General features: G+C 64.9%; 23 protein-coding genes and 1 tRNA gene. 10 read left to right on the top strand and 14 right to left on the bottom strand.

What is annotated here, in order from left to right:
• From RBR29_RS04080 to RBR29_RS04090, 3 genes are all read right to left on the bottom strand, one after another.
• Positions 1-1,546, bottom strand: a 1,546-nt coding sequence (locus RBR29_RS04080) for a type IV pili methyl-accepting chemotaxis transducer N-terminal domain-containing protein (RefSeq protein WP_320347511.1), incomplete at its 3' end; no start/stop codon positions are given.
• 64 nt (positions 1,547-1,610) lie between these two features.
• The gene (locus RBR29_RS04085; protein WP_320347513.1) at positions 1,611-2,333 is read right to left on the bottom strand and encodes a carbonic anhydrase; all 723 of its coding nucleotides are present in this window, start codon (positions 2,331-2,333) and stop codon (positions 1,611-1,613) included.
• Positions 2,334-2,358: 25 nt separating this feature from the next.
• The gene (locus tag RBR29_RS04090; RefSeq protein ID WP_320347515.1) at positions 2,359-3,639 is read right to left on the bottom strand and encodes a nitrate/nitrite transporter; all 1,281 of its coding nucleotides are present in this window, start codon (positions 3,637-3,639) and stop codon (positions 2,359-2,361) included.
• A 166-nt stretch (positions 3,640-3,805) separates the two neighbouring features.
• Between RBR29_RS04090 and RBR29_RS04095 the strand changes: the two genes are divergently transcribed.
• Complete coding sequence (locus RBR29_RS04095; protein ID WP_320347517.1) at positions 3,806-6,013, top strand: FUSC family membrane protein; 2,208 nt, start codon at positions 3,806-3,808, stop codon at positions 6,011-6,013.
• On the opposite strand, the gene RBR29_RS04100 is transcribed toward RBR29_RS04095, so the two are convergent.
• The 9 genes from RBR29_RS04100 to RBR29_RS04140 all read right to left on the bottom strand — a co-directional run bounded on the left by RBR29_RS04100 (position 5,994) and on the right by RBR29_RS04140 (position 15,008).
• Positions 5,994-7,310: a TRAP transporter large permease gene (locus RBR29_RS04100; RefSeq protein ID WP_320347520.1), complete on the bottom strand. Its 1,317-nt coding sequence runs from the start codon at positions 7,308-7,310 to the stop codon at positions 5,994-5,996. The two genes, RBR29_RS04095 and RBR29_RS04100, sit on opposite strands and share 20 nt — an antisense overlap.
• Positions 7,307-7,795 (bottom strand): TRAP transporter small permease, encoded by a 489-nt coding sequence (locus RBR29_RS04105; RefSeq protein WP_320347522.1) that lies wholly within the window; start codon positions 7,793-7,795, stop codon positions 7,307-7,309. The genes RBR29_RS04100 and RBR29_RS04105 overlap by 4 nt, the downstream gene beginning before the upstream one ends.
• Before the next feature lie 103 nt (positions 7,796-7,898).
• Positions 7,899-8,894 carry a TRAP transporter substrate-binding protein DctP gene (gene dctP, locus RBR29_RS04110; protein ID WP_320347524.1) on the bottom strand — a complete coding sequence of 332 codons (996 nt, stop codon included), beginning with the start codon at positions 8,892-8,894 and terminating at the stop codon, positions 7,899-7,901.
• A gap of 87 nt (positions 8,895-8,981) precedes the next feature.
• Complete coding sequence (locus tag RBR29_RS04115) at positions 8,982-10,517, bottom strand: malonyl-CoA synthase (RefSeq protein ID WP_320347526.1); 1,536 nt, start codon at positions 10,515-10,517, stop codon at positions 8,982-8,984.
• A gap of 1 nt (position 10,518) precedes the next feature.
• Positions 10,519-11,322 carry an enoyl-CoA hydratase-related protein gene (locus tag RBR29_RS04120; protein WP_320347528.1) on the bottom strand — a complete coding sequence of 268 codons (804 nt, stop codon included), beginning with the start codon at positions 11,320-11,322 and terminating at the stop codon, positions 10,519-10,521.
• Complete coding sequence (locus RBR29_RS04125) at positions 11,313-12,632, bottom strand: malonyl-CoA decarboxylase family protein (protein ID WP_320347531.1); 1,320 nt, start codon at positions 12,630-12,632, stop codon at positions 11,313-11,315. Before RBR29_RS04125 ends, RBR29_RS04120 begins: the two co-directional genes overlap by 10 nt.
• The gene (locus tag RBR29_RS04130; RefSeq protein WP_320347533.1) at positions 12,629-13,342 is read right to left on the bottom strand and encodes a GntR family transcriptional regulator; all 714 of its coding nucleotides are present in this window, start codon (positions 13,340-13,342) and stop codon (positions 12,629-12,631) included. The genes RBR29_RS04125 and RBR29_RS04130 overlap by 4 nt, the downstream gene beginning before the upstream one ends.
• Positions 13,343-13,429: 87 nt before the next feature.
• Complete coding sequence (yaaA, locus tag RBR29_RS04135) at positions 13,430-14,209, bottom strand: peroxide stress protein YaaA (RefSeq protein WP_320347535.1); 780 nt, start codon at positions 14,207-14,209, stop codon at positions 13,430-13,432.
• A 16-nt stretch (positions 14,210-14,225) separates the two neighbouring features.
• Entirely contained in the window at positions 14,226-15,008 is a 783-nt protein-coding gene (locus RBR29_RS04140) for a 3-hydroxybutyrate dehydrogenase (RefSeq protein ID WP_320347538.1), read from the bottom strand.
• Between the two features lie 112 nt (positions 15,009-15,120).
• Here RBR29_RS04140 and crcB point away from each other — a divergent pair, with 112 nt between their 5' ends.
• The gene (crcB, locus tag RBR29_RS04145) at positions 15,121-15,507 is read left to right on the top strand and encodes a fluoride efflux transporter CrcB (RefSeq protein ID WP_320347540.1); all 387 of its coding nucleotides are present in this window, start codon (positions 15,121-15,123) and stop codon (positions 15,505-15,507) included.
• A gap of 40 nt (positions 15,508-15,547) precedes the next feature.
• On the opposite strand, the gene RBR29_RS04150 is transcribed toward crcB, so the two are convergent.
• Positions 15,548-16,252, bottom strand: a complete 705-nt coding sequence (locus tag RBR29_RS04150) for a TerC family protein (protein ID WP_320347542.1) — start codon at positions 16,250-16,252, stop codon at positions 15,548-15,550.
• A gap of 309 nt (positions 16,253-16,561) precedes the next feature.
• Between RBR29_RS04150 and RBR29_RS04155 the strand changes: the two genes are divergently transcribed.
• Positions 16,562-16,768: a hypothetical protein gene (locus RBR29_RS04155; RefSeq protein ID WP_320347545.1), complete on the top strand. Its 207-nt coding sequence runs from the start codon at positions 16,562-16,564 to the stop codon at positions 16,766-16,768.
• Here the strand turns inward: RBR29_RS04155 and RBR29_RS04160 are convergent.
• The gene (locus RBR29_RS04160; RefSeq protein ID WP_320347547.1) at positions 16,734-17,873 is read right to left on the bottom strand and encodes a metallophosphoesterase; all 1,140 of its coding nucleotides are present in this window, start codon (positions 17,871-17,873) and stop codon (positions 16,734-16,736) included. The genes RBR29_RS04155 and RBR29_RS04160 overlap by 35 nt on opposite strands.
• 151 nt (positions 17,874-18,024) lie before the next feature.
• On the opposite strand from RBR29_RS04160, the gene RBR29_RS04165 reads away from it, so the two are divergent.
• From RBR29_RS04165 to pyrD, 7 genes are all read left to right on the top strand, one after another.
• Positions 18,025-19,443 (top strand): ferric reductase-like transmembrane domain-containing protein, encoded by a 1,419-nt coding sequence (locus tag RBR29_RS04165; protein ID WP_320347550.1) that lies wholly within the window; start codon positions 18,025-18,027, stop codon positions 19,441-19,443.
• Between the two features lie 59 nt (positions 19,444-19,502).
• A tRNA-Cys gene (locus RBR29_RS04170) sits at positions 19,503-19,576 on the top strand.
• Positions 19,577-19,642: 66 nt separating this feature from the next.
• The gene (locus RBR29_RS04175; protein ID WP_320347552.1) at positions 19,643-20,257 is read left to right on the top strand and encodes a DUF2946 family protein; all 615 of its coding nucleotides are present in this window, start codon (positions 19,643-19,645) and stop codon (positions 20,255-20,257) included.
• A 92-nt stretch (positions 20,258-20,349) separates the two neighbouring features.
• Positions 20,350-20,937: an NUDIX hydrolase gene (locus RBR29_RS04180; protein ID WP_320347554.1), complete on the top strand. Its 588-nt coding sequence runs from the start codon at positions 20,350-20,352 to the stop codon at positions 20,935-20,937.
• Between the two features lie 34 nt (positions 20,938-20,971).
• Positions 20,972-21,811, top strand: a complete 840-nt coding sequence (gene aat, locus RBR29_RS04185; protein WP_320347556.1) for a leucyl/phenylalanyl-tRNA--protein transferase — start codon at positions 20,972-20,974, stop codon at positions 21,809-21,811.
• A gap of 25 nt (positions 21,812-21,836) precedes the next feature.
• Positions 21,837-22,571, top strand: a complete 735-nt coding sequence (locus tag RBR29_RS04190; protein WP_320347558.1) for an arginyltransferase — start codon at positions 21,837-21,839, stop codon at positions 22,569-22,571.
• 49 nt (positions 22,572-22,620) lie between these two features.
• The coding region (pyrD, locus tag RBR29_RS04195) for a dihydroorotate dehydrogenase (quinone) (protein WP_320347560.1) at positions 22,621-23,463 on the top strand (843 nt) is incomplete at its 3' end.

Consider the following 23,463-nt stretch of genomic DNA (forward strand, 5'->3'; position numbering starts at 1 on the left):
GCGCCCCCCCCGTCAGTCCGTCGGAACGCAAGGAGACCTCGATCCCCGTCTGGCGGCGGAACCGCGCCACGGCCTCTTCGGCGGCATCGAGCAGCCCGCCTTCACCCAACTGGGTACGGAAATTGTTCAGCAGTTCGCGCACGTCCTGGTAGCTTTCGTCCACCCCAGTGCGCAACAGCGGCACGATCTCGCGGATCTCGTCCAGGTCGGCCCGGCCGGCCGCGCGGTCCAGCAGCTGCAATTGCAGATTGAGGAAATTCAGGCCCTGGGCAATGCTGTCGTGCAGCCCCTGCGCGACCAGATTGCGTTCTTGTTCCATGGCCAGCTGGCGTGCCTGGCCGCTCAGGCGCCGGTTCTGGACCGCCACCCCCAGGTGCAGCCCCAGGGTTTCCAGCAGGTGGATCTGCTCTGCCCCCAGAGGATGCGGCTCGCGGAAATACAGCGTGAATTCGCCCAGCACGTCCTCCTGGGTGTGCACCCGGAACGCGGCCGATTCGGGAAAGCGCCTGGTGTCCTCTGGTCCCGCCGTCATGGAAATACGCGCCCGATCGCCCTGAGGCCCATGCAGCCGGATCGCCGCACCATCCGCGCCAAAGCGCTGGATCACCCGGTCCAGGAACCCCCGGCAGACGGCTTCGATGTCGTTGGGCCGGTTCAGAAAGGCCGCCATGTCGTAGAGCGCGGACAGGACTGCATTCTGGCTGCCGAGCTGGGCAGTTTTTTCAGCCACCCGGGCTTCCAGGTCGCTGTAGAGCCCCTGCAGTTCGTCGGCCATGCGGTTGAATCCACGCGCCAGCACGCCGAATTCATCGAGCCGGTCCACGGGCAGCCGCACGCCGAATTCCCGCTGCGCCATCCGCTGCAGGCCGTCCTGCAGGCGGCGCACCGGGTGGATGATCCACAAGTACAGCAGATAGACCAGGGCCAATGTCCCGGCGCAGGCCATGGCAATCAACATGGCCTGCGAAAAACGCAGGCGGCTGGTCTTGCGGGCGCTGTCGTCTTCGATCATGCGCACCAGACGGTCGGCCTGGGCCACGAAATCCGGCAACAGATCCAGATAGACACGCACCGATTCGCCCGAGCGCACCGCCCGGGCAGCAGGCACCAGATGGTCCTGCCAGAGCATCGTGACTTGTTCCATCTGCGCCCGGATCCGGGGATCGTGCGGCAAGGCCAGGGGTCGGGCCGCATCCCCATCGCGGATAAGGCCCAGGATCCTCGTCTGGGTAGAGAGCAGGTCGTCCAGGGCCGGTGGGCTGAGCACGACGGCGCGATCCGGGTTCACGCCAGGCGCCGGGGAAATCCCGGCGCGCCCCGTCGCGTCGCGCAACAGGGCAATGACGACCTGATTGGCGCGCATCCGCAGACTGCCGGCATCGTTGATCGCTGCGCCGGCGCCTTCAAGTTGCCAGGACAGCCACAAGGTCCAGCCGATCATGCCCAGCACGATGACCAGCACGACCGCCGTGGTCGCAATGATGCGCGTCGAGAGACGATAGCGAAAGGCCGGCGTGTCCAGGTAAGGGGGATTCGGGTAGTCCATGCAAAACGGGAAGACTGTCGGCACGTAGCCAGGAACACGGAACTGGCAATCGGCGCACGGCGCGTCAGGCCAGTATAACGGCCGCCGCCGGATCGGCCCCGCCATCGACTGTGGCCGGCAGATGCAGGTGGGGTTCGAAACCCGGTTCGGACAGACACAGGGGCAGGAAGGCGTCCGCCTGCGGCGAGTAGGCTTCGAGTTCGCCACGGGCCATGTCGAAATGCCAGCCATGCAGCGACAGGCGGCCCTGTTCGCGCCGTTGGCGCACGCAGGCAAAGCTTTCGAGATTGCGCAGCGAGACCTTGATCGCAGCCTTTTCGCACGCACGGCAACACATCTCGAAAGGTGCACCCGGCATGCGTGCCATGACCTCGCGCCGAGCCGGTTCGGCCACCGAAACCCAACGCCCGACCACCCCCGCTTCGTCCTGGGTCGTGAAGGACTGGGCCATCAGGGCCCGAATGCCGCCGCACTGGCTGTGCCCGAGGATGATGATGCGTTCGACGGCCAGTTGCTCAACGGCGAACTGGATCGCCGCCAGCACCCCTTGGTGGCTGTCGCCCCGGCCATAAGGCGGCACGAGATTGGCGACATTGCGCACGACGAACAGTTCGCCGGGTTCGCACCCCAGCATCAGGGCTGGGTCCATCCTGGAATCGCAGCAGGAGATCACCAGGGTGGCGGGACGCTGGCCGGTGCATAAATCCTGGTACAGCGCAGGATGGTCCTGATAGTAGCGCTGGCGAAATTCCTTGAAACCGCCCAGAAGTCGCTGGATATCATGCACGGCCGTTCCCCTTGCAAAACCCGGATCAGGCGGCGTCGGCAGCCAGTTGCTGCGGCGTCCCGGACTGGCGTTCACGCTGTGCTTCGCCACGGAAGCTGTAGTGCATCCAGATCAGGGAGACGCAGACCGTGCCGTACATCAGCATGAAGCAGCTGGAATTGATGCCTGTGAAATCGAGCAGCGCGCCGAACATGATCGGCAGGATGAAGCCGCCCAGGCCGCCAGCCAGACCCACGATACCGGATACCGCACCGATGTTGCCGTCATAGTCATTGGAGATGAACTTGAACACGGACGCCTTGCCGATCGCCATCGCAAACCCTACGACGAACATCAGGATGGTGAATACCGTGGGGCTGAGCGCCAGATGGAAGGACAGCGGCCCGGAAGTGGTCTGGATCGTGAAGTCGGTCTTCGGGTAGCTGAGGATGAAGAACGCCACCCAGGCTATCCACATCACCCACCAGGTCGTGCGGTAGGCACCAAAGCGATCGGAGATCCACCCGCCCAGGGCGCGCAGCACCCCGCCCGGCAGGGAAAAGCAGGCGGCAAGGAAGGCAGCCGTGCTGATGCTGAAGCCGTATTCATCGACATAGTAGTGCACCATCCAGAGCGCCAAGCCGACATAGCCGCCGAACACGACCGAGTAGTACTGGCTGTAGCGCCAGACCCGGGGGTCGCGCAGCAGCTTGATCTGGGCCCGGAAGCCCCCGCTGGACGCCGCCTGCAGGTGGGAAGGATCTGTGGCGCTGAACAGCCAGAACAGACACGCTGTGACCAGCAGACCGATGGAATACACCTGCGGCACGATGGTCCAGGCGCCGCCGGCAGCCACGATCAGGGCCGGCGCCACGAATTTGGTCAGGGCCGCTCCCGTATTGCCGGCACCGAACACGCCCATGGCGAACCCTTGCCGATCGCGCTTGAACCAGCGGGCCACATACGGCGTTCCCACGGAAAACGTGCCCCCTACCAGGCCGACGAACAACGCCAGGACCAGGAACTGCCAGTACTGAGTGGCATAGGACATGAGCCAGATCGGCACCACGGCCACGATCATGGTCATGAAGAACACGATGCGCCCGCCGTAACGGTCGGTCCAGATGCCCAGGGGCACCCGCACCAGCGAACCGGACAGGACCGGCATGGCCGCCAACAGGCCGAACTGGGTTTCGGACAGGCCGAGCTGGGTCTTGATGGGCAGGCCCAGCACGGCGAACATCATCCAGACGGCAAAACAGATCGTAAACGCGAACGTGCTGGATATCAGCACGGACAGGGCTTTTCGAGAAGAAGATTGGGTCATGGTGGAATTGGCCTTATCAAGCGGGAAATCCGCATGACCACAGCATACGAAATCCGGGCTTTCCCGGATATCGGTCTCATGACCTGCCCTTGCCTGCCGGAGTAACTAGATACTCCGGCCAGGTGTTTTCTATACTTCCGCATACCTGCCACTGGATGCCGGCCGCATGATCTTGTCCACTTCACACCTGCAGCGTTTCTTCTACAGCCACTATTTCCATGGTGGACTGCGCCAGGCTGCGGGTGTGCTGCTGCCTGCCCTGGTGCTGTCGGGCGTCTTCGGCTGGCACACCGCTGGTTTCGTAGCTGCGGTGGGTGCTGCCTGCGTGGCCATCCTGGACCAGCCTGGCGGCCCCCGGCGCTACGGCCTGAACGGCATGTTCGCCGCCCTGTGCCTGGGGTCCGCCACCACGGCCCTGACCGGGTTGGCCTCCAGCTATGTCCTGGCCATCTGGCTGATCGTGCCTGTGCTGTGCTTCGGCTTCTCGATGCTGACGGTCTATGGCAAGCACGGCGGGCTGCTGGGCTTTGCCTGCCTGCTGATCATGACGCTGACCCTGCGCACGCCACTGACGCCCGCCGACGTGCTGCAACACACCTTGACCTCGTTCCTGGGGGGGGCCTTCTACCTGCTCTACAGCACAGCTGTCCACCGACTGCTGTGGCATCGAGAGGAACAGCAAGCCCTGTCCGTGGCGCTGTTCGCCACTGCTGACTATATCGCCGCACGTGCCTGTTTCTACGACATCCAGCAGGATCTGGACGACAGCTACCGCACGCTGATCCACCGCCAGGCCCTGATGACCGAGGCCCATCAGGCCGCCCGCGACATGGTGCTGCGCGAACTGCCGCACGGGGATGCCACCCATGCCGATCGGCTGCGCCAAGGACTGCTCAATCTGTTCGTCGACATGATCAACCTGCTCGACAGCATGGTCGCTACCCACACGGATTACGCCACCCTGCGACACGCACTGCCCGACAGCGACATCCTGTTGTTCGTGCGCGACGCCATGCGCAAGCTCGCGGCCAATGTGGACAGCCTGGCCCTGAACGTCGCGCGCAACCGCCGCCACCGCGTCCGCAACAGCGTCAAGGCCGAACTGCGCGCCCTGGAATTCGAATTGCAGCAATTGCGCGAGCACGGTATGCCGCAGTCCGATCCGGAACTCTACGCGCTGCTGGTCCAGGTGCTACGCCGGCTGCGCAACATGACCCGCCAGGTCGACCGCATGGCAGACCATTCAATCAACCCGGTGCCACCGCAGACCGACCCGCAGCGCGCGAACCAGACGCTGAACCGGTTCCTGACGCGGCAGAAATGGCGCGTGGACCTGCTGACGCGCAATCTGAACCGCCGCTCCGCGCATTTCCGCTACGCCTTGCGCGTGGCGGTTGCAGCGCTGCTGGCGATGGTAGTGGGCGCCGGGCTGGCCCATGCCCCACTGGTCAACGCACTGGACCCAGGCATGGCAGGCCATGGCTACTGGATCATCCTGACCGTGCTGATCATCATGAAACCGGGCTTCGCCCTGACCCGCCAGCGCAATGGCAAACGCCTGGCAGGCACGCTGATTGGCTGCGGGCTGTCGCTGCTGCTGTTCAGCCTGGTGGAAAATCCCCAGCTCTTTCTGTTCATCCTGGTGGCCAGCAGCGTGCTGGGCTACAGCCTGGTCCAGGTCAATTACACCCTGTCGGCCATGTTCAATACCCTGTTCGTCCTGCTGGTGTTCCATTTCCTGGCGCCGGGGTCCAATGCCGTCGTGGGCGAACGCCTGGCAGACACCGCGATCGGCAGCATCCTGGCGCTGACCTGCAGCTACATCCTGCCTTCCTGGGAACGCAACACCCTGAGCGAACTGGCCCGGGCACTGCGCGCCGCCAACCAGGCCTTCCTGCAAGCCGGCCAGGACTACGTCCACGCCTGCCGCACCGCGCGGGCAGCGGGCGCAGCCGAAGCCCCCGAAACCGAAGAAGCCCATGTCCGCTGGCGGCTGGCCCGCAAGGACGTGCACATTGCCTTCAGCAACTTCGCCTCGGCGTTCTACCGCATGATGGACGAGCCCGTCAGCCGCCAGCGCCACGTCCCCGAACTGAATCGCCTGCTGATCCAGAGCCACACACTGGCCTCGCAGATTGCCGCCGTGATCCCGCACCTGGCACAGATCGACCACGAACCCGAAGGCATACTGCAAGCCCTGGCGGCCACCCAGGACGCCCTGGAAGGGCGGCCTGCCACGCCACCCAACGTCATCGAAACCGAGGGCGACTACGCGACCATCGCCTACCCCCTGCGCCAGATGATCAAGGCCGCGCAGCGCATCGACGAAGAAATGCAGGCGCTGAGCGCGCCTGTCAAACCGGCGCACCCATGACCAGATCGGGCAGCCAGGTAACAATCCCCGGGAACAGGCACAACAGCACGATGGCCGCCATCATCACCAGCACATAGGGCAGTGCCCCCTTGAGAATGGCCTGCGTGGGCACGTCTGGCGCGATAGCGTTCAGGACAAACAGATTCAGTCCTACCGGCGGGGTGATCAGGCCGATCTCCATATTGATCGTCAGCACCACGGCGAACCAATAGGGGTCGAAGCCCGCCTCGGTGATGATGGGCAGCAGCAGCGGCGCGGCCATGACGATGATGGCCACCGGCGGCAGGAACATCCCCGCCACCAGCAGGAACACGTTGATCAGGCCCATCAGCAGCCAGCGATTGATCTCCAGCGCGGCGATCGCAGCAGCCAGGGTCTGGGTGATGAACAGGGAAGACAGCGCGAAGGCGAACAGTTCGGCCGATGCCATGATCATCATGATCATGACGCTCTCGCGCATGGCGGCGCCGAACACATCGGTATAGGTTTTCAGGCGGCTCAGCCGGTAGATCAGCACAACCACCACCAGCGTCAGCAACGCGCCGGCGCCAGCGGCCTCGGACGGGGTGGCCACGCCACCGTACAGCACGAACAGCATCCCCAGGATGATCAGCAACAGGGGCAGCACCTTGGGCAAGGCAGCCAGCCGATCACGCCAGGAATAGTCCTGGGTCCCAGCGCCAAAGCGAAACCCCTGACGGCGGGCATCGTACAGGGCCCAGGCCATGAACATGGCGGTCAGCAGCAGCCCAGGCAGCACGCCGGCCAGGAACAGCCGGCCGATCGAGGTCTGCGTCGAAATGCCATAGACGATCATGGTGACCGAGGGCGGAATCAGAATGCCCAGCGTCCCGCCCGCCGCGATCGATCCGGTAGCCACCGAGGCCGGATAGCCCCGCCCGAGCATTTCCGGGATGCCCATCTTGCCGATCGCCGCGCAGGTGGCCGGACTGGAGCCGGTCATGCCGGAAAAAATCGCACAAGCGCCGATGTTCGACAGGACCAGGCCACCGGGCACTTTGTGCAGCCAGCGGTCCAGGGCCTTGTACAAGTCACCGCCCGCCGGAGTGCCGGCCACGATGGCCCCCATCAGCACGAACATGGGAATGGCGACGTAACCCAGGTTGGCAATCCCGGAAAACATGGTCTCGGCCAGCACATAGATCACGTCCGGCCCCATGTCCAGAAACAGGCCGCCCACGGCAGCCAGGCCCAGCGCAAAGGCGATGGGCATGCCGGTGGCCAGCATCAGGCACAGGGCCAGCACGATACAGATCCCTGCGAGGGTGGGCGTCATGACGGCTCTCCCGACAGTTTCATGATTTCGACGACATACTGCAGACTCAGCAGGACAAAGCCGAACACGACGGGCGTCAACGGCATCCACAGCGGCACCGCAGCGACGCTGGGGGTGGTCCAGCCGCCTTCCAGCGCCTCGAACAGGTGCAGTCCGGTCGCCGCAGTCATCAGGACGCAGAACGCCAGGCCCAGCCAGGCCCCAGCGCGGTCCATCCGGCGGCGGGTCCGGTCGCCCACCAGCATCTGAATGAAATCCACACCGACATGCCCCTTGGTCATGAGCACATAGGGCGCGCCCAGGAAAATGGCCGCTGTGGCACCGAACACCACGGCCTCGGTCTGCCAGATCGTAGCCGCACGGAACACATAGCGGATCAGGATCATCTGGCAGACCACCAGCATCGCAAACCCCAGCAGCAGGGCCGACAGCACCCCGCAGATGCGCGTCAGGCGTTCCACCCAGCGCATAAAGACTCGACTCATGCGACCTCCTTGTGTGTCGCAGTGGAAAGAGGATGCCGGGCGCATCACCCGGGCGCATCCGCGCAGGCTGCCACCAACCTGCGGTGGCAGCCTGTCCTGGCCATTACTGGACGGCCAGCGCCTTTCTCAGCAGTTCGTTGCCGCCCTTCACTTTCTCGGCAAACAAGCGATACGAGGAATGCTTGGCCACCGACATCCAGGCCTGATAGTCCTCTGGCGTCATGGTCACGACTTCGACCCCGGCCTTGGCATAGACATCGCGCATCTTCTGTTCGCCCTTGCGCGCCTCGCCGATGAAATAATCCTCGGCTTTTTTCGCTGCGGCCAGAATGGCCTCGCGCTGCCTGGGCTCCAGACCGTCGAAGACCTTCTTGGACATCAGCACCGGCTCGTACATGAACCACAGCGCGTTGTCGCCCGGCGCGGTCAGGCACTTGGCCTGTTCGTACAGGCGATAGGACACGAAGCTGTCATTGGAAGTGTTGGCGGCATCCAGCACGCCCGTCTGCATGGCCGAATAGACCTCGGACGAGGGCATGGACGAAATCGATGCGCCCGCTGCAGCCAGCATCTGCTCGAAAGCCGGGCCGGCAGCCCGAATGACCTGCCCCTTGATCGTATCGGGCCCGGTGATGCAATGCTTCTTGGAAGCAAACCCGCCCGCCAGCCAGGCGTCCGCGATGACCACGGCCCCCTGCTGCTCGATCAGCGCCTTGATGTCCTTCATGAAGTTGGACTGGTTCAGGCGCTGGGCATGATCGTAATTGCGCACCAGCCCCGGCATCAGGGTGGCGGAAAACTGCGGCACCCGGCCAGAAGCGTAGTCCAGGGGGAACGCCGCCATGTCCAGTTGCCCGCGTGTAAGCGCACCCCATTGTTCGGTGGCCTTGTACAGAGAAGAGCCAGGAAAGACCTGGATCTTCAGCCCGACATCGGCCGCCTCGACCTCGCGGGCGATGATCTGCACCATTTCGTCGCGCGGATCGCCCTGTCCGCCCGGAAACTGGTGCGAGGCCCGCAAAGTGGTTTGCGCCAGGGCAGTCCCCGCCCCAGCCGCCAGGGCCAGCCCCAGCATGACGCATGACATGTGTCGCTTCATGGTTGTCTCCTGATGATTTTTATAGAATGTGCCGGCCCGGGTCCGGGCGCGGCCATGACCCCGACGGAGTCTATCGAACGCCCTCTCTTATTCCAGGCCCGAGTACTGCTGCCGCAGCACGTTCTTCTGGACCTTGCCCATGGCATTGCGCGGCAGCGCATCGATCATGTGTATTTTTTTCGGCACCTTGAAATTGGCCAGGCCGGATTTCAGGTCCGCCTGGACGGCGGCCAGATCCACGGATGCGCCAGGACGCGGGACCAGCACGGCCACCACTGCCTCGCCGAAATCCGCGTGCGGCACACCGATGACGGCCGACTCCTGGACACCGGGCATGGCATCGATGATCATCTCGATTTCCTTGGGATAGACGTTGTAGCCCCCGGAGATGATCAGGTCCTTGCTGCGGCCCACGATACTCAGATAGTCATCGGGAATCCCCGGCCCGCCCAGCACGCCGATGTCGCCCGTGCGGAACCAGCCGTCGGCCGTGAATTCCTCGCGGGTCTTTTCCGGCATGCGCCAGTAGCCGGCGAACACATTGGGGCCTCGCACCTGGACATGACCCGGCTCGCCAATCGCGACAGGCTGGTCGGCATCATCGACCACGCGCACCGCCTCTCCAGGCAGCACCGGTCCCACCGTGCCGGGGATGCGTTCGCCGCGCGCCGGGTCCCAGGGGTTGGATGTGATCATGCCGGTCTCGCTCATGCCGTAGCGTTCCAGGATGGTCATGCCCGTGCGGTCCTGGAACTCGCGGAATGTGTCCACCAGCAGCGGCGCTGAGCCCGAGATGAAAAGCCGCATATTGGCGCAGGTCTGACGCGTGAAACGGGGATCGGCCAGCAGACGAACGTAATAGGTGGGCACCCCCATCATCACGGTACAGCGCGGCAGATCCTGCAGGGCCCGGTCCACGTCCAGCTTCGGCAGCCAGATCATGCGAGCGCCCGCCAGCAACGCCCCATGGGACGCGACAAACAGGCCGTGGACATGAAAGATCGGCAACATGTGCAGCAGCACATCATCCGCACGCCACCCCCAGAAATCCCGCAAAGTCAGCGCATTGGCGGCCAGATTGGCGTGCGTCAGCATGGCGCCCTTGCTGCGCCCGGTGGTCCCTGATGTGTACAGGATCGCCGCCAGATCCCCGGGGGCGCTGCGCACGGTTTCGAACCCTGAGTCCATGCCTGCGGCGGCTGCGGCCAGCGACCCACTGCCGTCGGCATTCAGGGTCAGCACCTGTGCCGCGCCTTTGGCGCGCGCCAGAGGTTCGCACCAGTGTTTCGCGCCATCCCCGCAGACCACCACGGCAGGCTCGGCATCCCCCAGGAAATAAGCCACTTCGGCCTCGCGATAGGCCGTGTTCAGCGGCAGATACACCAGACCGGCGCGCAGCGTCGCCAGATACAGCATCAAGGCCTCGGGGGATTTTTCGACCTGGACAGCGACGCGCGCGCCTGCCGGAGCGCCGAACGAGCGCAGCAACGCCGCCATGCGGCCACTGATGGCATCGATATCCGCCCAGCTGTAGGTGCGTTCGGGGGTTTCGATCGCCACGGCACTCAAGTCAGACGGGAATCCGCCCCGCAGCACGGTGTAGAGATTCGCATCGCGTTCCAAGTCATTCTCCTGTGAAAACAGGGTCGGTACCCTGCAGAAAAGCCTGCACGCCCTGCCGGTGATCGGGGCCGTCGGCATAGGCGAAACAGGCCCGCCATTCGGCATCGCTCAAGGGCGCCGGGTCGCCGGTCAGACGCGCAGCGGTCGATTTGTTCAAACGCGCGGCCAGCGGGGCACCCGCGCACAATCGCGACACGGTGGCAGTCAGTTCGGCCTCCAGCGCCTCGCCAGCCACGACCCGCGTCAGCAGGCCCTTGGCCAGGGCTTCGTCGGCATCGAACACCCGGCCTTCGAGCAGGATTTCCAGCGTGACGGCGCGGCCCGCCAGTTCCAGCAAGCCGCGCATTTCATCAGGTGCCATGGGAAAGCCCAGGCGATTGATGGGCGCGCCAAACCGCGCACCACGAACCGCCAGGCGCAGGTCGCAGCGGCTGGCGATTTCCAGTCCGCCCCCCACGCAGACCCCTTCGATCGCCGCCACGACCGGATGGATGCAGGCTCCCACGGCCCGCAAGGCCGGTGCAATGACCTGCCTGTGATAAGCCATGACACCCGCCTGATCGGCCCGCACCTGGGGGAATTCGCGGATGTCGGCACCCGCCGCGAAATGTCCGCCCGCACCTCGTACCACGACGCAGCGCAGGTGTTCATCGGCCGACAGGCGCCCGAAAATTTCCGCCAGTTCAGTCCACATGGCGACCGTGATGGCGTTCAACCGCCCCGGGTGATCGAGCGTCACGGTCGCCACCGCGCCATCGACGTGCAGGTGAACACGCCCCGTGGCCGAGCCAGGATTCACAGCCATTGCACCCCCCGGGATACGCGCGGCTTGCCGGCCGCCAGGCGGACCCGATTTTCGTCCAGCTGTTCGGGTTCGTACAGATAGTTGACCATCATGCCGCAGGACTGCTCCAGCCCCCGGGCCGAGTCATCGGCCGCCCAGTTCAGACGCTCGATGCGCGCCCCGTTGCCCAGATGGAAGCGCGCCACCGGATCCAGCGGATCGCCATCGCGCAGTTGCGTCAGATAATGCGCCGCCAGCCGCAGCCCACTGCGACGCACGGCGTCCGGTGCTTCGCCCTGCGCAGCGGCACGCAAGCGTTCCAGCCAGTGGGCGCCCGCCGCTGCGTCCTCTGCCACTGCCTGGCGCTCGGCCTTGTCCTTGAGCAGGGCCTGGATTTCATCACCGGACCTGCGGCCCAACCAATCGGCGAAGCCGGGGATGGGCGACAGGGTGGCAAAGGATCTGAGCTGAGGCAATTCGTCCAGCAGTGCCTCGATCACCCGCTTCAGCAGAAAATTGCCGAAACTGATCCCACGCAGGCCGCGCTGGGTGTTGGAGATCGAATAAAAGATCGCCCAGCGGGCCTTGTCCAGCCCATCGACTGGCCGCGATGGATCAATCAGGCGCTGCACGTTGGCGGCCATCTGTCCGTCGAAGGCGACTTCCACGAAAATCAGCGGGATGTCACTCATGCGCGGATGAAAGAAGGCGTAGCAGCGACGGTCGGCCGCCACGCGGCGGCGCATGTCATCCCAGGAACGAATCTCATGGACGGCCTCGTAGCGGATCAGCTTTTCCAGCAGCGAAGCCGGCGAATCCCAATTGATGTGGCGCAGCTCCAGCATGCCGACATCAAACCAGTTGGACAGCAGCGTGGCGAGTTCCTGTTCCAGAACCGATAATCCAGCGACCTGATTGCGCCAGCGCAGCATGTCCGCGCGCAGTTCCACCATCAGTTCCAGCCGGTCGCTTTGCGCATACAGACGCCGAAACAGGCGCATGCCCCGGTCGCCGCGCGGTTCGATGTCCACGCCAGCGCGCACCAGGCAGGCCAGCAAGGACCGGCGTTCATCGGCATCGGCCGCCCGGTAGCGTTCCGCCCAGTGGCGCGCCAGCTGGTTGGCGCCGCCATCGGTCAGTGACGCCTCGTAGAGCGCGCGCAGCACAGCCGGATCGGGCAGATGATCGCGTTCCAGCCAACGGCCCAGCCGCGCCAGCAGACCGCCGGAACGGACCGCCCCAGGATCGGCTGCCAGGGCAGCGCCCCGCCCTTCACGCGTTTCTGCGATATTGACGGATCGAGCGGCCCGCTTTGGATCAACGATATTCATGCCATGCCTCCAGCGTCCCGGCTGACTGAGGGGACAGACGGATCCGCAGCGGGTTCATCCCTGCGCGCCAGGGCGCGCAGGGCATCGAGCTGACGCATCAAATGCTTGCGCGTCACGGCTTCGGCACCTTCCGGGTCACGCGCCTTCAGGGCAGCAAAGATCGCCAGATGCTCGGCGCAGGACTCATCGATCCGGCCGGGATAACTGAGGCTGCGGTGACGCGACAGGCTGAGCACCTGTCGCAAATTGTCGATCAGGCCGGACAGCCAGCGATTGTCGGCCAGATCCTGGATGGCCACGTGAATCCGGGCATTGGCCGCGTAGTATTCGTCGATCGAACCCAGTTCCGCATAGCGGCGCAGATCATGATGCAATGGTTCGAGCCGACGCAGGTCGGTATCGGTGACTTTGAGCGCCGCCTCGAAGGCGCAACGGCCTTCGAGCATCGCCATCAGGGGAAAAATGTGTTCCAGATCGCGGCTGGACAGTTCATTGACGAAGCAGCCCCGCCGTGGCTCGATGCGCAGCAAGCCTTCGGACACCAGGACCTTGAGCGCCTCGCGCAGCGGTGTGCGGGAAATGCCCAGGGATTCCGTCAGGCGGGGCTCGTCGATCCATTCCCCTGCCCGTAATTCCCCGGCCTGGATCATGCCACGCAAGCGATCCGCGACTTCCTGGTAGAGGATCTTCTGGACAATCCTGGCCGCCATCGCAGGCTCCTGTTCAGGCTTCTAAAATTAATAATTCATAATTACGGAGACAGCGTGCCATGCCATCCCACGGCCAGACAACTCTCGTTATCCCTGAGCCGGGCGGCGGAATACCAGCCGGTCTGCGGTGGATGCCTGCGGCGCGTAGGCGTAGCCTTCGGATGAAAAATCCCGCAAGCCGGCGATCGCATCGATGCCATGATCGATGACATGCCGCGCCATCAGGCCGCGCGCCCGCTTGGCGTGAAAGCTGATGACCTTCCAGGTACCATTTTTTTCGTCCTGGAACACACATTCGACCACCCGCGCATCAAGCGTCTTGCGATCCACGGATTTGAAATATTCGCCCGAAGCCAGGTTCAGCAGAATGCGTTCGCCAGGCAGCGCGTCCAGGCGCCGATTCAATTCCTGTGCAATCCGGTCGCCCCACCAGGCGTACAGAGTGGCGCCCCGGCCGGTACGCAACCGCGTGCCCATCTCCAGCCGGTGCGGCTGGATCAGGTCCAGCGGCCGCAACACGCCATACAGTCCGCTGAGAATGGCCAGATGGTCCTGCGCCCAGTTCAGCCGGGCATCAGACAGTTCCGACGCGCGCAGGCCCTCGTAGACGTCGCCATTGAACGCCAGGACCGCCTGGCGCGCATGACGCGCGTCAGGCGCATCCACCCAGGCGGCGTAACGGTCGGCATTCAAGCGCGCCAGAGCGTCCGACAGCCCCATCAGACTCGCCAGGTCGTGCGCGGACAGCGTGCGCAGAATTCCGACCAGTTCACGTGTCTGCTCGGGAAAGACCGGCTGCGACCGCAGCGTCGTGCGCACCGGCGAATCGTAGTCCAGTTTCTTGGCAGGCGACAGAACCATCAGCATGGGGCGATCTCCTGTTTCAGCGGGCGGTCCAACCACCATCGATGGACAGGGTCGTGCCGGTCATCTGCGCAGCCGCGTCCGAGGCAAGAAACACAGCGGCCTGCCCCAGTTGAGCAGGCGTGACGAATTCCAGGGACGGCTGTTTTTCAGCCAGCAATTCCTTGGCAGCGGCTTCGATATCGATGCCTTTTTGCTGGGCCAGCGCCTGGATCTGCTTTTCGACCAGGGGAGTGCGCACCCAGCCCGGGCAGATGGCATTGCAGGTCACGCCCGTACCGGCGTTTTCCAGCGCAGTGACCTTGGTCAGACCCACCACGCCGTGCTTGGCAGCGACATAGGCCGATTTGTGAACCGAGGCCACCAGGCCGTGCGCCGAGGCAATATTGATGACCCGGCCGAATTTCTGCTGCTTCATTGCCGGCAGGGCGGCGGCGGTGCAATGGAACACCGCCGACAGGTTCAGAGCAATGATGGCATTCCATTTGTCGAGCGGAAATTCCTCGATCGGGGCGGTGTATTGAATGCCGGCATTGTTCACCAGGATATCGACACCGCCCAGCGCCTGGATCGACTGCGCAATGAAATCACGCGCGGCCTGCGCATCCATCAGATCGGCGTTCAGGTATACCGCCTTGACCCCGAAGTCCTTTTCCAGCCCGGCCCGCTCGCGCTCGATGGCAGCGGCCTCGCCAAAGCCGTTGATGACCACATCGGCGCCCTGGCGGGCCAGTTCTCGGGCAATGGCCAGGCCGATGCCGCTGGTGGATCCGGTGACAACCGCTTTTTTTCCTTTGAGCATGGATGGACTCCTTCTGCAGAATGCGGGAAAAACGACCCAGTCAGTGTAACGCGGCGCCGCTGAATACTACCTTGCCGAACCGGAGACAGCGCTGCTAACATCAGCCGCAATCATGCCCTACACGCTATTTGCCATCGCTGCCGGTGCCGCGCTGGGTGCCATTTTTCGCTGGTGGCTGGGCAATACGCTCAACGCCCTGTGCCCTGCCCTGCCGCCCGGCACCCTCGCCGCCAATCTGATCGGCGGCTACCTCATTGGCCTGGCCATTGCCTGGCTGGGTGGGCACCCCGGCCTGCCCCCGCACTGGCGGCTGTTCATCATCACGGGATTCTGCGGCGGGCTGACGACCTTTTCGACGTTCTCAGCCGAACTGGCCACCCTATTGCAACAGGCCCGCTACGGATGGATGGCGATCTCCGTCGCCTTCCATGTGGGTGGTTCCCTGGCCATGACCCTGCTGGGCATCGCCACCGTCGCCGCCGCACGGGCCGTGCGCTGATCAATAGGCCGACAGGCGGCGACGGGCGGCAACCAGCCTGTCAGCCGGCTGTCTTGGCCGTCTTGCGACCCGCAAGCCAACGCCCCAGCGCCACGACCAGCAAGGCGCAGATGATTTCCACAGCCAGCTTCAGGGCGGTGGATGGCGGCCCCAGGCGATCCGTGACGACCACATCGGACACCAGCATGCCGCCCGCGATCCAGCCCAGCAATCCGGCCCCGAACGTGACCACCAGGGGAAACCGGTCGATCAGCTTCAGGACCAGCGTGCTGCCCCAGATGATGACGGGCACACTGACCAGCAGGCCAAAGATCACCAGGCCGATCTGATGATCGAGATGGGCCCCCTGGGCCGCGCCGGCAATGGCAATGACATTGTCCAGGCTCATGACAAAGTCCGCCACGAGGATCGTCTTGACCGCCGCCAGGACCGAAGCGCCTCCGGCGATATTGTCGTGCCCGCCCTCATCGGGCAGCAGCAGCTTGGCACCGATCCACAGCAGCAGCAACGCGCCGACGAGTTTCAGGAAGGGGATGTCCAGCAACGTCAGGGCAAAGGCGATCAGCCCCACCCGCAGCAGAATGGCCCCGGCAGTCCCCCACAGAATCCCCTGCATGCGCCGGGCGCGCGGCAGGTTGCGGCAGGCCAGGGCAATGACGACGGCATTGTCCCCACCCAACAGGATGTCGATCAGGATGATCTGGAAAACAGCAGCCCAATGAAGCGTCTGGAAAAATTCAAGCATGGATCCCCCGGATGCGGAGTGTCAGTTTTTGGAATGACCGCCGGGAAGATCGAGCCATTTGCATGGCGGGAAGACGAACCTTGCCCTGGGCGGCAAGGTCTTGCTCGCGGCAGGAATCCATTCAAGATCCCTGGGCCGCCTGGGCACCGGGTGGTCCGCGCAAGCGCGAAACGCCGTCATGACGATGCCGCAGAAAGTGAGCTACTCCCCTTGAGAGGACTCATTATAATGAAAATCCCGGCGGAGCGCGGGGCCCGCTTGCCATGCTGGCCATCCTGAGTGCCTGCGTTTCCATCTACGAAGCCTGGCTTGTTCGCCTTCCTGGGCCAGGTCGTGGACCTGCTGGATGCCTGGCGAACCGGATCGGGGGCCGCCGAACAGGCACCCCGCGTACTGTGGGGCATCGCCATCGTGCTCATCACCAGCATCGGCATGGTGGCCCTGCGCGCCGCGATGCAGCACCAGGGACTGGCCAGAAACCTTAAGGAACCTCTGGCCGCAGCACAATCCGGGTGATCTCGGACGGCCGCCCCAGGCGGATCGCCAGGCCGTTCCACAGGCCTGTGCCATTGCTGACGTACAAGTGCATCGCGCCCACCCGGTACAGGCCCGAGACAAAGCCCTCGTTGGCCCATTGCGTCAGCAGATGCGGCCCCAGGATCTGTCCGCCATGCGTGTGGCCGGACAACTGCAACGCCACGCCAGCCTGGGCGTGGCGCACGGCCCCTTCAGGCCGATGCGCCAACAGGATCACGGGCACCCCGGGCGCCACGCCCTGCAGGGCCGCGTCCAGATCGGGGCGCAGCTGACCGAACGGCCCGGCCTGACGGTCCGTGATGCCGGCCAACGCCAGCACCGCATCGCCGCGCCGGATGAGCATGTGGGCGTTTTCCAGCATGTCCAAGCCGAGCGCCCGATAGGCGAGCATCCAGCGCTGGTAATCCGCGTAGTATTCATGATTCCCCGGGATGGCCAGCACGCCGTCGGGCGCCTGCAGATCATGCAAAGGACGCACATCGGCTGCACGGGCCTCGGGGGAACCGTCCGCCAGATCGCCCGTGATCACGATCAGATCCGCGCCCAGGGCATTGGTCTTGGCCACCACGGCCGCCATCCAGGAGGCCGGCAGCAGGCGACTGGCGTGCAGATCGGTCAGCTGCGCGATGCGGTAGCCATCAAAGGCGGGCGGCAGACCCGGAATCCTGATTTCGACAGTCTTGACATCAGGCACCCGGATCGCCTGCCAGGTGCCGATGGCCGCCAGGACCAAGGCCAGCACACCCAATGAGACGTGCAGCACACGCCCCCCCAGGATGGCCCGGCCTGCACCCCGGGCAAACAGGAATATCAGCCCACCCGCCACATCGCGCAGCAGCACCAGCATCGCCAGCAGCAGAAACGCGCCAAAAGCCCAGCCCAGGAAGACGAGCACGCCCTGAGGCAGTTCCGGAGAGGCCAGCGAACCAAAGAAACGGCTGGTGAACCAGTGGTATTGGGCCACCAGAAACAGCACCAGCGCCAGGGCGGCTCGAACGCCCAGCCCGCACGGCAGGGGCCAGACGAAACGCCCCAGCACGTACAGCCAGATGGTCCCGGTGATGAAAGGCAGCAAAGTCCCCATGGAACGGTCCGGTAATCAATGAAAAGTGCATCTTAACAACCCGGGGAATCCTGCCGGCCTACGCACTGTCCGCCCGCCAAATACGGATGCGTGCCAACCATCGGCCTGGGCAGATCCCCGGGTGCGCCACGTGTGCAAACATGAACACCACATGAACATCCGCTTCACGAACAATTCAGACGCCGCCGTCCATACTGATCCCATTGCCGATTCATTCGGCCCCGAACATGATGGACTTTGCATGAAAACCCGGCGCATTCTGCTCGCATTCCTTGGCCTCCTGACCCTGGCATGGACCTGGGACGCTTTCTTCCTGAACCCCATCGCGGGGGACACCCCCTGGGTCGCCCGCACCCAGGGCATCTATTTGACCGGCATCTGGTCGATGGGGCTGATGTCCCTGACCATGATCCTGGCCACCCGCCCCGCCTGGCTGGAACCGGCCCTGGGCGGCATGGATCGTGTCTACCACCTGCACAAGTGGGCCGGCATCCTGGCCATCAGCCTGGGCGTGGCGCACTGGCTCGTCAAACTGAGCAAGAGCATCATGAAAGACCTGATCGGTGCCGCCATCCACAAGCCGGCCAAGTTCCCGGCGCTGGATTTCCTGCAGCCCTTTCATAGCCTGGGCAAGGATGTCGGCGAATGGATGATCTACGCGCTCATTGTCTCGCTGCTGATCACGTTGTGGAAAGCCTTTCCGTACAAGTCCTGGCGGCTCCTGCACCGCGCGATGCCCATCCTGTATCTGGCCCTGGTGTTCCATACCGTCGTCCTGACCCCGGCCACCTGGTGGGTCCAGCCCCTGGGCCTGATCATGGGGGTGCTGATGCTGGGCGGCAGCGTGGCGGCAGGCATGGCCCTGCGCCGACGCATCGGGGTTCACCGCCGGCATGCGGGCCGGATCGAATCCGTGCGCGCACTGCCATCGGGGGTCACCGAAGTGGAATGCGCCATGGACGCCGGCTGGCCCGGCCACCGCGCCGGCCAGTTCGCCTTCGTCACCTTCGATGCCGCTGAAGGCGCCCACCCCTTCACGATCGCCAGCGCCGACCAGCCCCGGACGCGACGCCTGTGCTTCCAGATCAAGGCGCTGGGCGATTACACGAATGGACTGGCCCAGCGCCTGCGCCCGGGCCAGCCTGTGTGGATCGAAGGCCCCTATGGCCGATTCGACCATCGGCGCGGCGGAGCCCGCCAGGCCTGGGTGGCGGGTGGCATCGGCGTCACGCCGTTCCTGGCCTGGCTGGAATCGTTCCAGGACCACCCGGAACGGGCGCCGCAGGCCGACCTGCACTACTGCATCCGCGACGCAGCGCACGACCCATTCATTGAACGCCTGCAGACGCTGTGCGCCACGTTGCCCAGGATCCGCCTGCACGTCCACGACGCCAGCAAGGGCCAGCGCCTGGACGCCGACCTGCTGCGGCGCCAACACCCCCAGTCCAGCGATACGATGGACGTGTGGTTCTGTGGCCCGGCAGGCTTGGCTCGCCACCTGGAATCCGGCCTGCGATCCCTGGGGCTGAAGGATGTCCTGGTGCACCGGGAAGCGTTCGAGATGCGTTGATGGAAAATGCCGTATAATGGCGGACTTGGCCTGGCAGCGCCTGGCCGTCCGACATCATCGGCGCAATGGCAGAGTGGTGATGCAGCGGATTGCAAATCCGTGTACGTCGGTTCGATTCCGGCTTGCGCCTCCAAATGAAATCAAGGACTTACGTTTTTGGCGTAGGTCCTTTTTCATATCTACCCCCAAGGCCCACAATATGGACGATCAAGTTCTGGCCTCCATGGCCCGCTGGCCAAACGTACCGGCGGCGTATGGCTGGCTGTCCTTGTCGGTGCGCGGCCAGTGGCGCCTGCAGCCCCATGGGCGAGGCTGGGGCGCACAGGACGAGGAGCCCGGCGATCCCATCACCAGCCCGCAGATCGTGGCTTTCATCGGCCGCAACTACCTGGCCGACGCGGCGGGCCGCTGGTTCTTCCAGAACGGTCCGCAACGCGTCTACGTGCGCCTGGACGGTGCCCCCTGGATCCTGAGCCTGGACACCGATGCGCAGGGTGGCCCGATGCTGCGCACCCACACAGGCAACGACTATGGCCCCGTGACGCACTGGTGGCTGGATACCGAAGGCCGCCTGTATACCCAGGCAGGCCAGGGGGCCGGCCTGGTGACGGACCGCGATCTGGCCCCGACCCTCGACGCGCTGCGCAGGGTCGATGGCCGACCGCTGGATGACTGGCTGGAAAACCCCGACCCTGCCGGCTTGGTCGTGCGCCTGGACGGCGCTGCCGATGCCACCCCTGCCCCAGCAGCGCCGCTGGGCCTGCTGGCTGCGGATGCCGTGGAAACCACACTGGGCTTCGTGCGCCGACCATAGCGCCGCAGTTCGCCAGGCGGGTGCTGCCGGTCATACAGAAACCTGTGCCGCAGGGGGGGCTCTCAGGACCGGACGCACGCTAAAATCCCCCCATGACCTCGCCCGACCCTGCCTTCTACCACCCTGCCCCTCGCTCCCAGCGGTTCTGCTCACAGTGCGGCCACGCGCTCAGCCGGGAAATTCCGCCGGACGACAACCGCATCCGGGACCTGTGCACCCATTGCGGGGCGGTCCACTACCAGAACCCGCGCAATGTGGTCGGGGTGGTGCCGATCCTGGACGATCGGGTGTTGCTGTGCCGCCGCGCCATCGAGCCACGTCATGGCAAATGGACGCTGCCGGCCGGCTTCATGGAACTGGGCGAAACCACCGAGCAGGGTGCCGCACGCGAAAACCAGGAAGAATCCGGCGCGCGCATCCGGATCCGCTCCCTGTTCACGGTGATCGACGTGCCTTCGGTCAACCAGGTCCACCTGTACTACCTGGCCGACGTCCTGGGGCCGCACCTGGCGCCCGGGCCCGAAACCCTGGAAGCCGCGTTCTTCAGCCTGGACGAGATCCCCTGGCGCGAACTGGCCTTCCGTACCGTCAGCACGACACTGGAACATTATCTGCAGGACCGCGCCCAGGGCTGCTTCCCTACCCACCACTACGCCATCGACCTGCGTTTCCCGGACTGACGGACGAAATGCGCGCTGGCACCGCAACGCTGCCATGACGATCATCTGGATCGACGCTCACGACCCCCTGCCCGACCCGGCCCATGCACCAGTGCCCGCCAGCGGTCTGGCGGCAGCGGGGCTGGATCTGTCGCCCTCCCGGCTGCATGAGGCCTACCGCAAGGGCTTGTTTCCCTGGTACAGCCCTGGCGAGCCCGTGTTGTGGTGGAGTCCGGACCCGCGCATGCTGCTGCGCTGCGAAGACTTTCACCTCGGTCGTTCGCTGGCCAAACGGGTCCGGCAGTTCGATCGGGCCGACGATGCCGGGCCAGGCCCCATCCTGCGCGTCACGCTGAACCAGGCCTTTCCCGCCGTGATCGCGCACTGCGCGCAACGCGGCGCCACGCGCATCGGCCTGGGCGCTGCGCGGGCCGGGCAGGATTGGCGCACACCCGTCCCGGCCCTGGGCCGGGACGGCACCTGGATCACGCCAGACATCATGGCCGTCTACACCGCCTGGCATCGCATGGGTCATGCGCACAGTGTCGAAACCTGGATTGGCGACCGCCTGGCGGGCGGACTGTACGGGGTCAGTCTGGGGCAGTGTTTTTTCGGGGAGTCCATGTTCAGCCTGGCCGCCGACACCAGCAAGATCGCCCTGGCCTATCTGGTACGCCACTTGCAGGCACGCGGCGCAGCCTGGATCGACTGTCAGCAGGACACCCCGCATCTGGCCAGCCTGGGAGCACGGCCCGTGGAACGGCCCACGTTCCTGGCCATGCTGGCCAGCAGCCGCGATGCTGCGGCCCCAGCCTGGGGATGCGGACGCCTGCGCGCCGACGGCCGCCTGGAACCGCTGCCGGCTGGCCTTCCGGCGCCACTGATGCCACAATGAAACGATCGCCACTTCGGCCCGCTTCATGAGCAATCCCGACGATTCCATTTTCCGCCGCCTGCAGTTCTATACCACCGCGACTTACCCATGCAGCTACCTGCCCGGCCACATGGCACGTTCCGAGGTCGCGGCGCCGTCCCACCTGGTGGATGAATCCGCCTACGCGCGCCTGATCGAACAGGGTTTTCGCCGCAGTGGCCTGTTCACCTACCGGCCCGCCTGCGAGCAATGCCAGGCCTGTGTTCCCATTCGCATCGATGTCCAGCATTTTCAGCGTGACCGTACCCAGGGCAAGCTCTGGCGCCGCCTGCAATCCAGTCTGACGACCCGGCTGGCACCGCTGCACTGGGACGCCCGGCATTTCGACCTGTACCTGCGCTACCAGAAAAAACGCCACCCGGGCGCCGGGATGGACCAGGACGACCAGGCCCAGTACACCCAGTTCCTGCTGACCAGCCGCGTGCACTCCGAACTGGCCGAATTCCGCGATGCGGATGACGTGCTGCGCATGGTGGCCATCATGGATCGCATCGACCACGGCCTGTCGGCCGTCTATACCTTCTACGATCCCGACTGGCGCAGCAGCCTGGGCACCTATGGCATTCTCTGGCAACTGGACTACGCTGCCCAATTGGGCCTGCCCTGGCTGTATCTGGGTTACTGGATCGAGGGAAGCCGTAAAATGGCCTACAAATCGCGCTTCAGGCCACATCAGATCCTGCGCGGCGGCATCTGGGCCGAATCGCTGGACGACAACTGAATCCGGGCCAGCGCACACGTTCTCCACCCAACCGATCCGTTCCCAGCCCATGTCTCTGCTGTTCCAAGCCTATCCGCTGGCACGTGCCGCTCTGTTTTCCATGGACCCCGAACAGGCCCACGAATGGACCTTGCGCGCGCTGCAGCGCAGCCAGGGATGCGCCGCAACACGCCTGCTGGCCGCACGCCAGCCGATCCTGCCGCGCACCGTCATGGGCCTGCCGCTGCGCAATCCCGTCGGACTGGCTGCTGGCCTGGACAAGAACGGTGCCTGCATCGACGGCCTGGCCGCCCTGGGGTTCGGCTTCATCGAGGTCGGCACCGTGACCCCACGCGCCCAGCCCGGCAATCCAAAACCGCGCATGTTCCGCCTGCCGCGCGCGCACTGCCTGATCAATCGCATGGGCTTCAACAACGATGGCCTGGATGCCTTCGTCGCCAATGTGCAACGCAGCCAGTGGCGCAAGCAGGGCGGCATCCTGGGGCTGAACATCGGCAAGAACGCCGACACGCCGATCGAGCGCGCCGTGGATGACTACCTGCTGTGCCTGGACGGCGTATATCCCCACGCAGACTACGTCACGGTCAATATCTCCTCGCCCAATACGCGCAATCTGCGCAGCCTGCAAAGCCACGATGCGCTGGACGCGCTGCTGGGCGCGCTGCAGGAACGCCGCGAAGCCCTGGCCGACCGCCATGGCCGGCGCACGCCGCTGGCGGTCAAGATCGCGCCCGACCTGGGCTCCGAGGAAATTGACGCCATCGCGGACCTGATCCCACGCCACGGCATCGACGGCATCATCGCCACCAACACCACCCTGTCGCGCGAAGCCGTGCGCGGCCTGCCCCACGAAGACGAAGCGGGTGGCCTGTCCGGGCCGCCCGTGCACGCG

This window comes from Castellaniella sp. (assembly GCF_034007085.1).
GTDB lineage: Bacteria > Pseudomonadota > Gammaproteobacteria > Burkholderiales > Burkholderiaceae_B > Castellaniella.

Bases quoted from the DNA above. Each gene is read 5' to 3' on its own strand.
- RBR29_RS04090 (WP_320347515.1), bottom strand. From the start codon at position 3,639: ATGACCCAATCTTCTTCTCGAAAAGCCCTGTCCGTGCTGATATCCAGC.
- RBR29_RS04095 (WP_320347517.1), top strand. From the start codon at position 3,806: ATGATCTTGTCCACTTCACACCTGCAGCGTTTCTTCTACAGCCACTAT.
- RBR29_RS04100 (WP_320347520.1), bottom strand. From the start codon at position 7,310: ATGACGCCCACCCTCGCAGGGATCTGTATCGTGCTGGCCCTGTGCCTG.
- RBR29_RS04105 (WP_320347522.1), bottom strand. From the start codon at position 7,795: ATGAGTCGAGTCTTTATGCGCTGGGTGGAACGCCTGACGCGCATCTGC.
- dctP (WP_320347524.1), bottom strand. From the start codon at position 8,894: ATGAAGCGACACATGTCATGCGTCATGCTGGGGCTGGCCCTGGCGGCT.
- RBR29_RS04120 (WP_320347528.1), bottom strand. From the start codon at position 11,322: ATGGCTGTGAATCCTGGCTCGGCCACGGGGCGTGTTCACCTGCACGTC.
- RBR29_RS04125 (WP_320347531.1), bottom strand. From the start codon at position 12,632: ATGAATATCGTTGATCCAAAGCGGGCCGCTCGATCCGTCAATATCGCA.
- RBR29_RS04130 (WP_320347533.1), bottom strand. From the start codon at position 13,342: ATGGCGGCCAGGATTGTCCAGAAGATCCTCTACCAGGAAGTCGCGGAT.
- yaaA (WP_320347535.1), bottom strand. From the start codon at position 14,209: ATGCTGATGGTTCTGTCGCCTGCCAAGAAACTGGACTACGATTCGCCG.
- RBR29_RS04140 (WP_320347538.1), bottom strand. From the start codon at position 15,008: ATGCTCAAAGGAAAAAAAGCGGTTGTCACCGGATCCACCAGCGGCATC.
- crcB (WP_320347540.1), top strand. From the start codon at position 15,121: ATGCCCTACACGCTATTTGCCATCGCTGCCGGTGCCGCGCTGGGTGCC.
- RBR29_RS04150 (WP_320347542.1), bottom strand. From the start codon at position 16,252: ATGCTTGAATTTTTCCAGACGCTTCATTGGGCTGCTGTTTTCCAGATC.
- RBR29_RS04160 (WP_320347547.1), bottom strand. From the start codon at position 17,873: ATGGGGACTTTGCTGCCTTTCATCACCGGGACCATCTGGCTGTACGTG.
- RBR29_RS04165 (WP_320347550.1), top strand. From the start codon at position 18,025: ATGAACATCCGCTTCACGAACAATTCAGACGCCGCCGTCCATACTGAT.
- RBR29_RS04175 (WP_320347552.1), top strand. From the start codon at position 19,643: ATGGACGATCAAGTTCTGGCCTCCATGGCCCGCTGGCCAAACGTACCG.
- RBR29_RS04180 (WP_320347554.1), top strand. From the start codon at position 20,350: ATGACCTCGCCCGACCCTGCCTTCTACCACCCTGCCCCTCGCTCCCAG.
- aat (WP_320347556.1), top strand. From the start codon at position 20,972: ATGACGATCATCTGGATCGACGCTCACGACCCCCTGCCCGACCCGGCC.
- RBR29_RS04190 (WP_320347558.1), top strand. From the start codon at position 21,837: ATGAGCAATCCCGACGATTCCATTTTCCGCCGCCTGCAGTTCTATACC.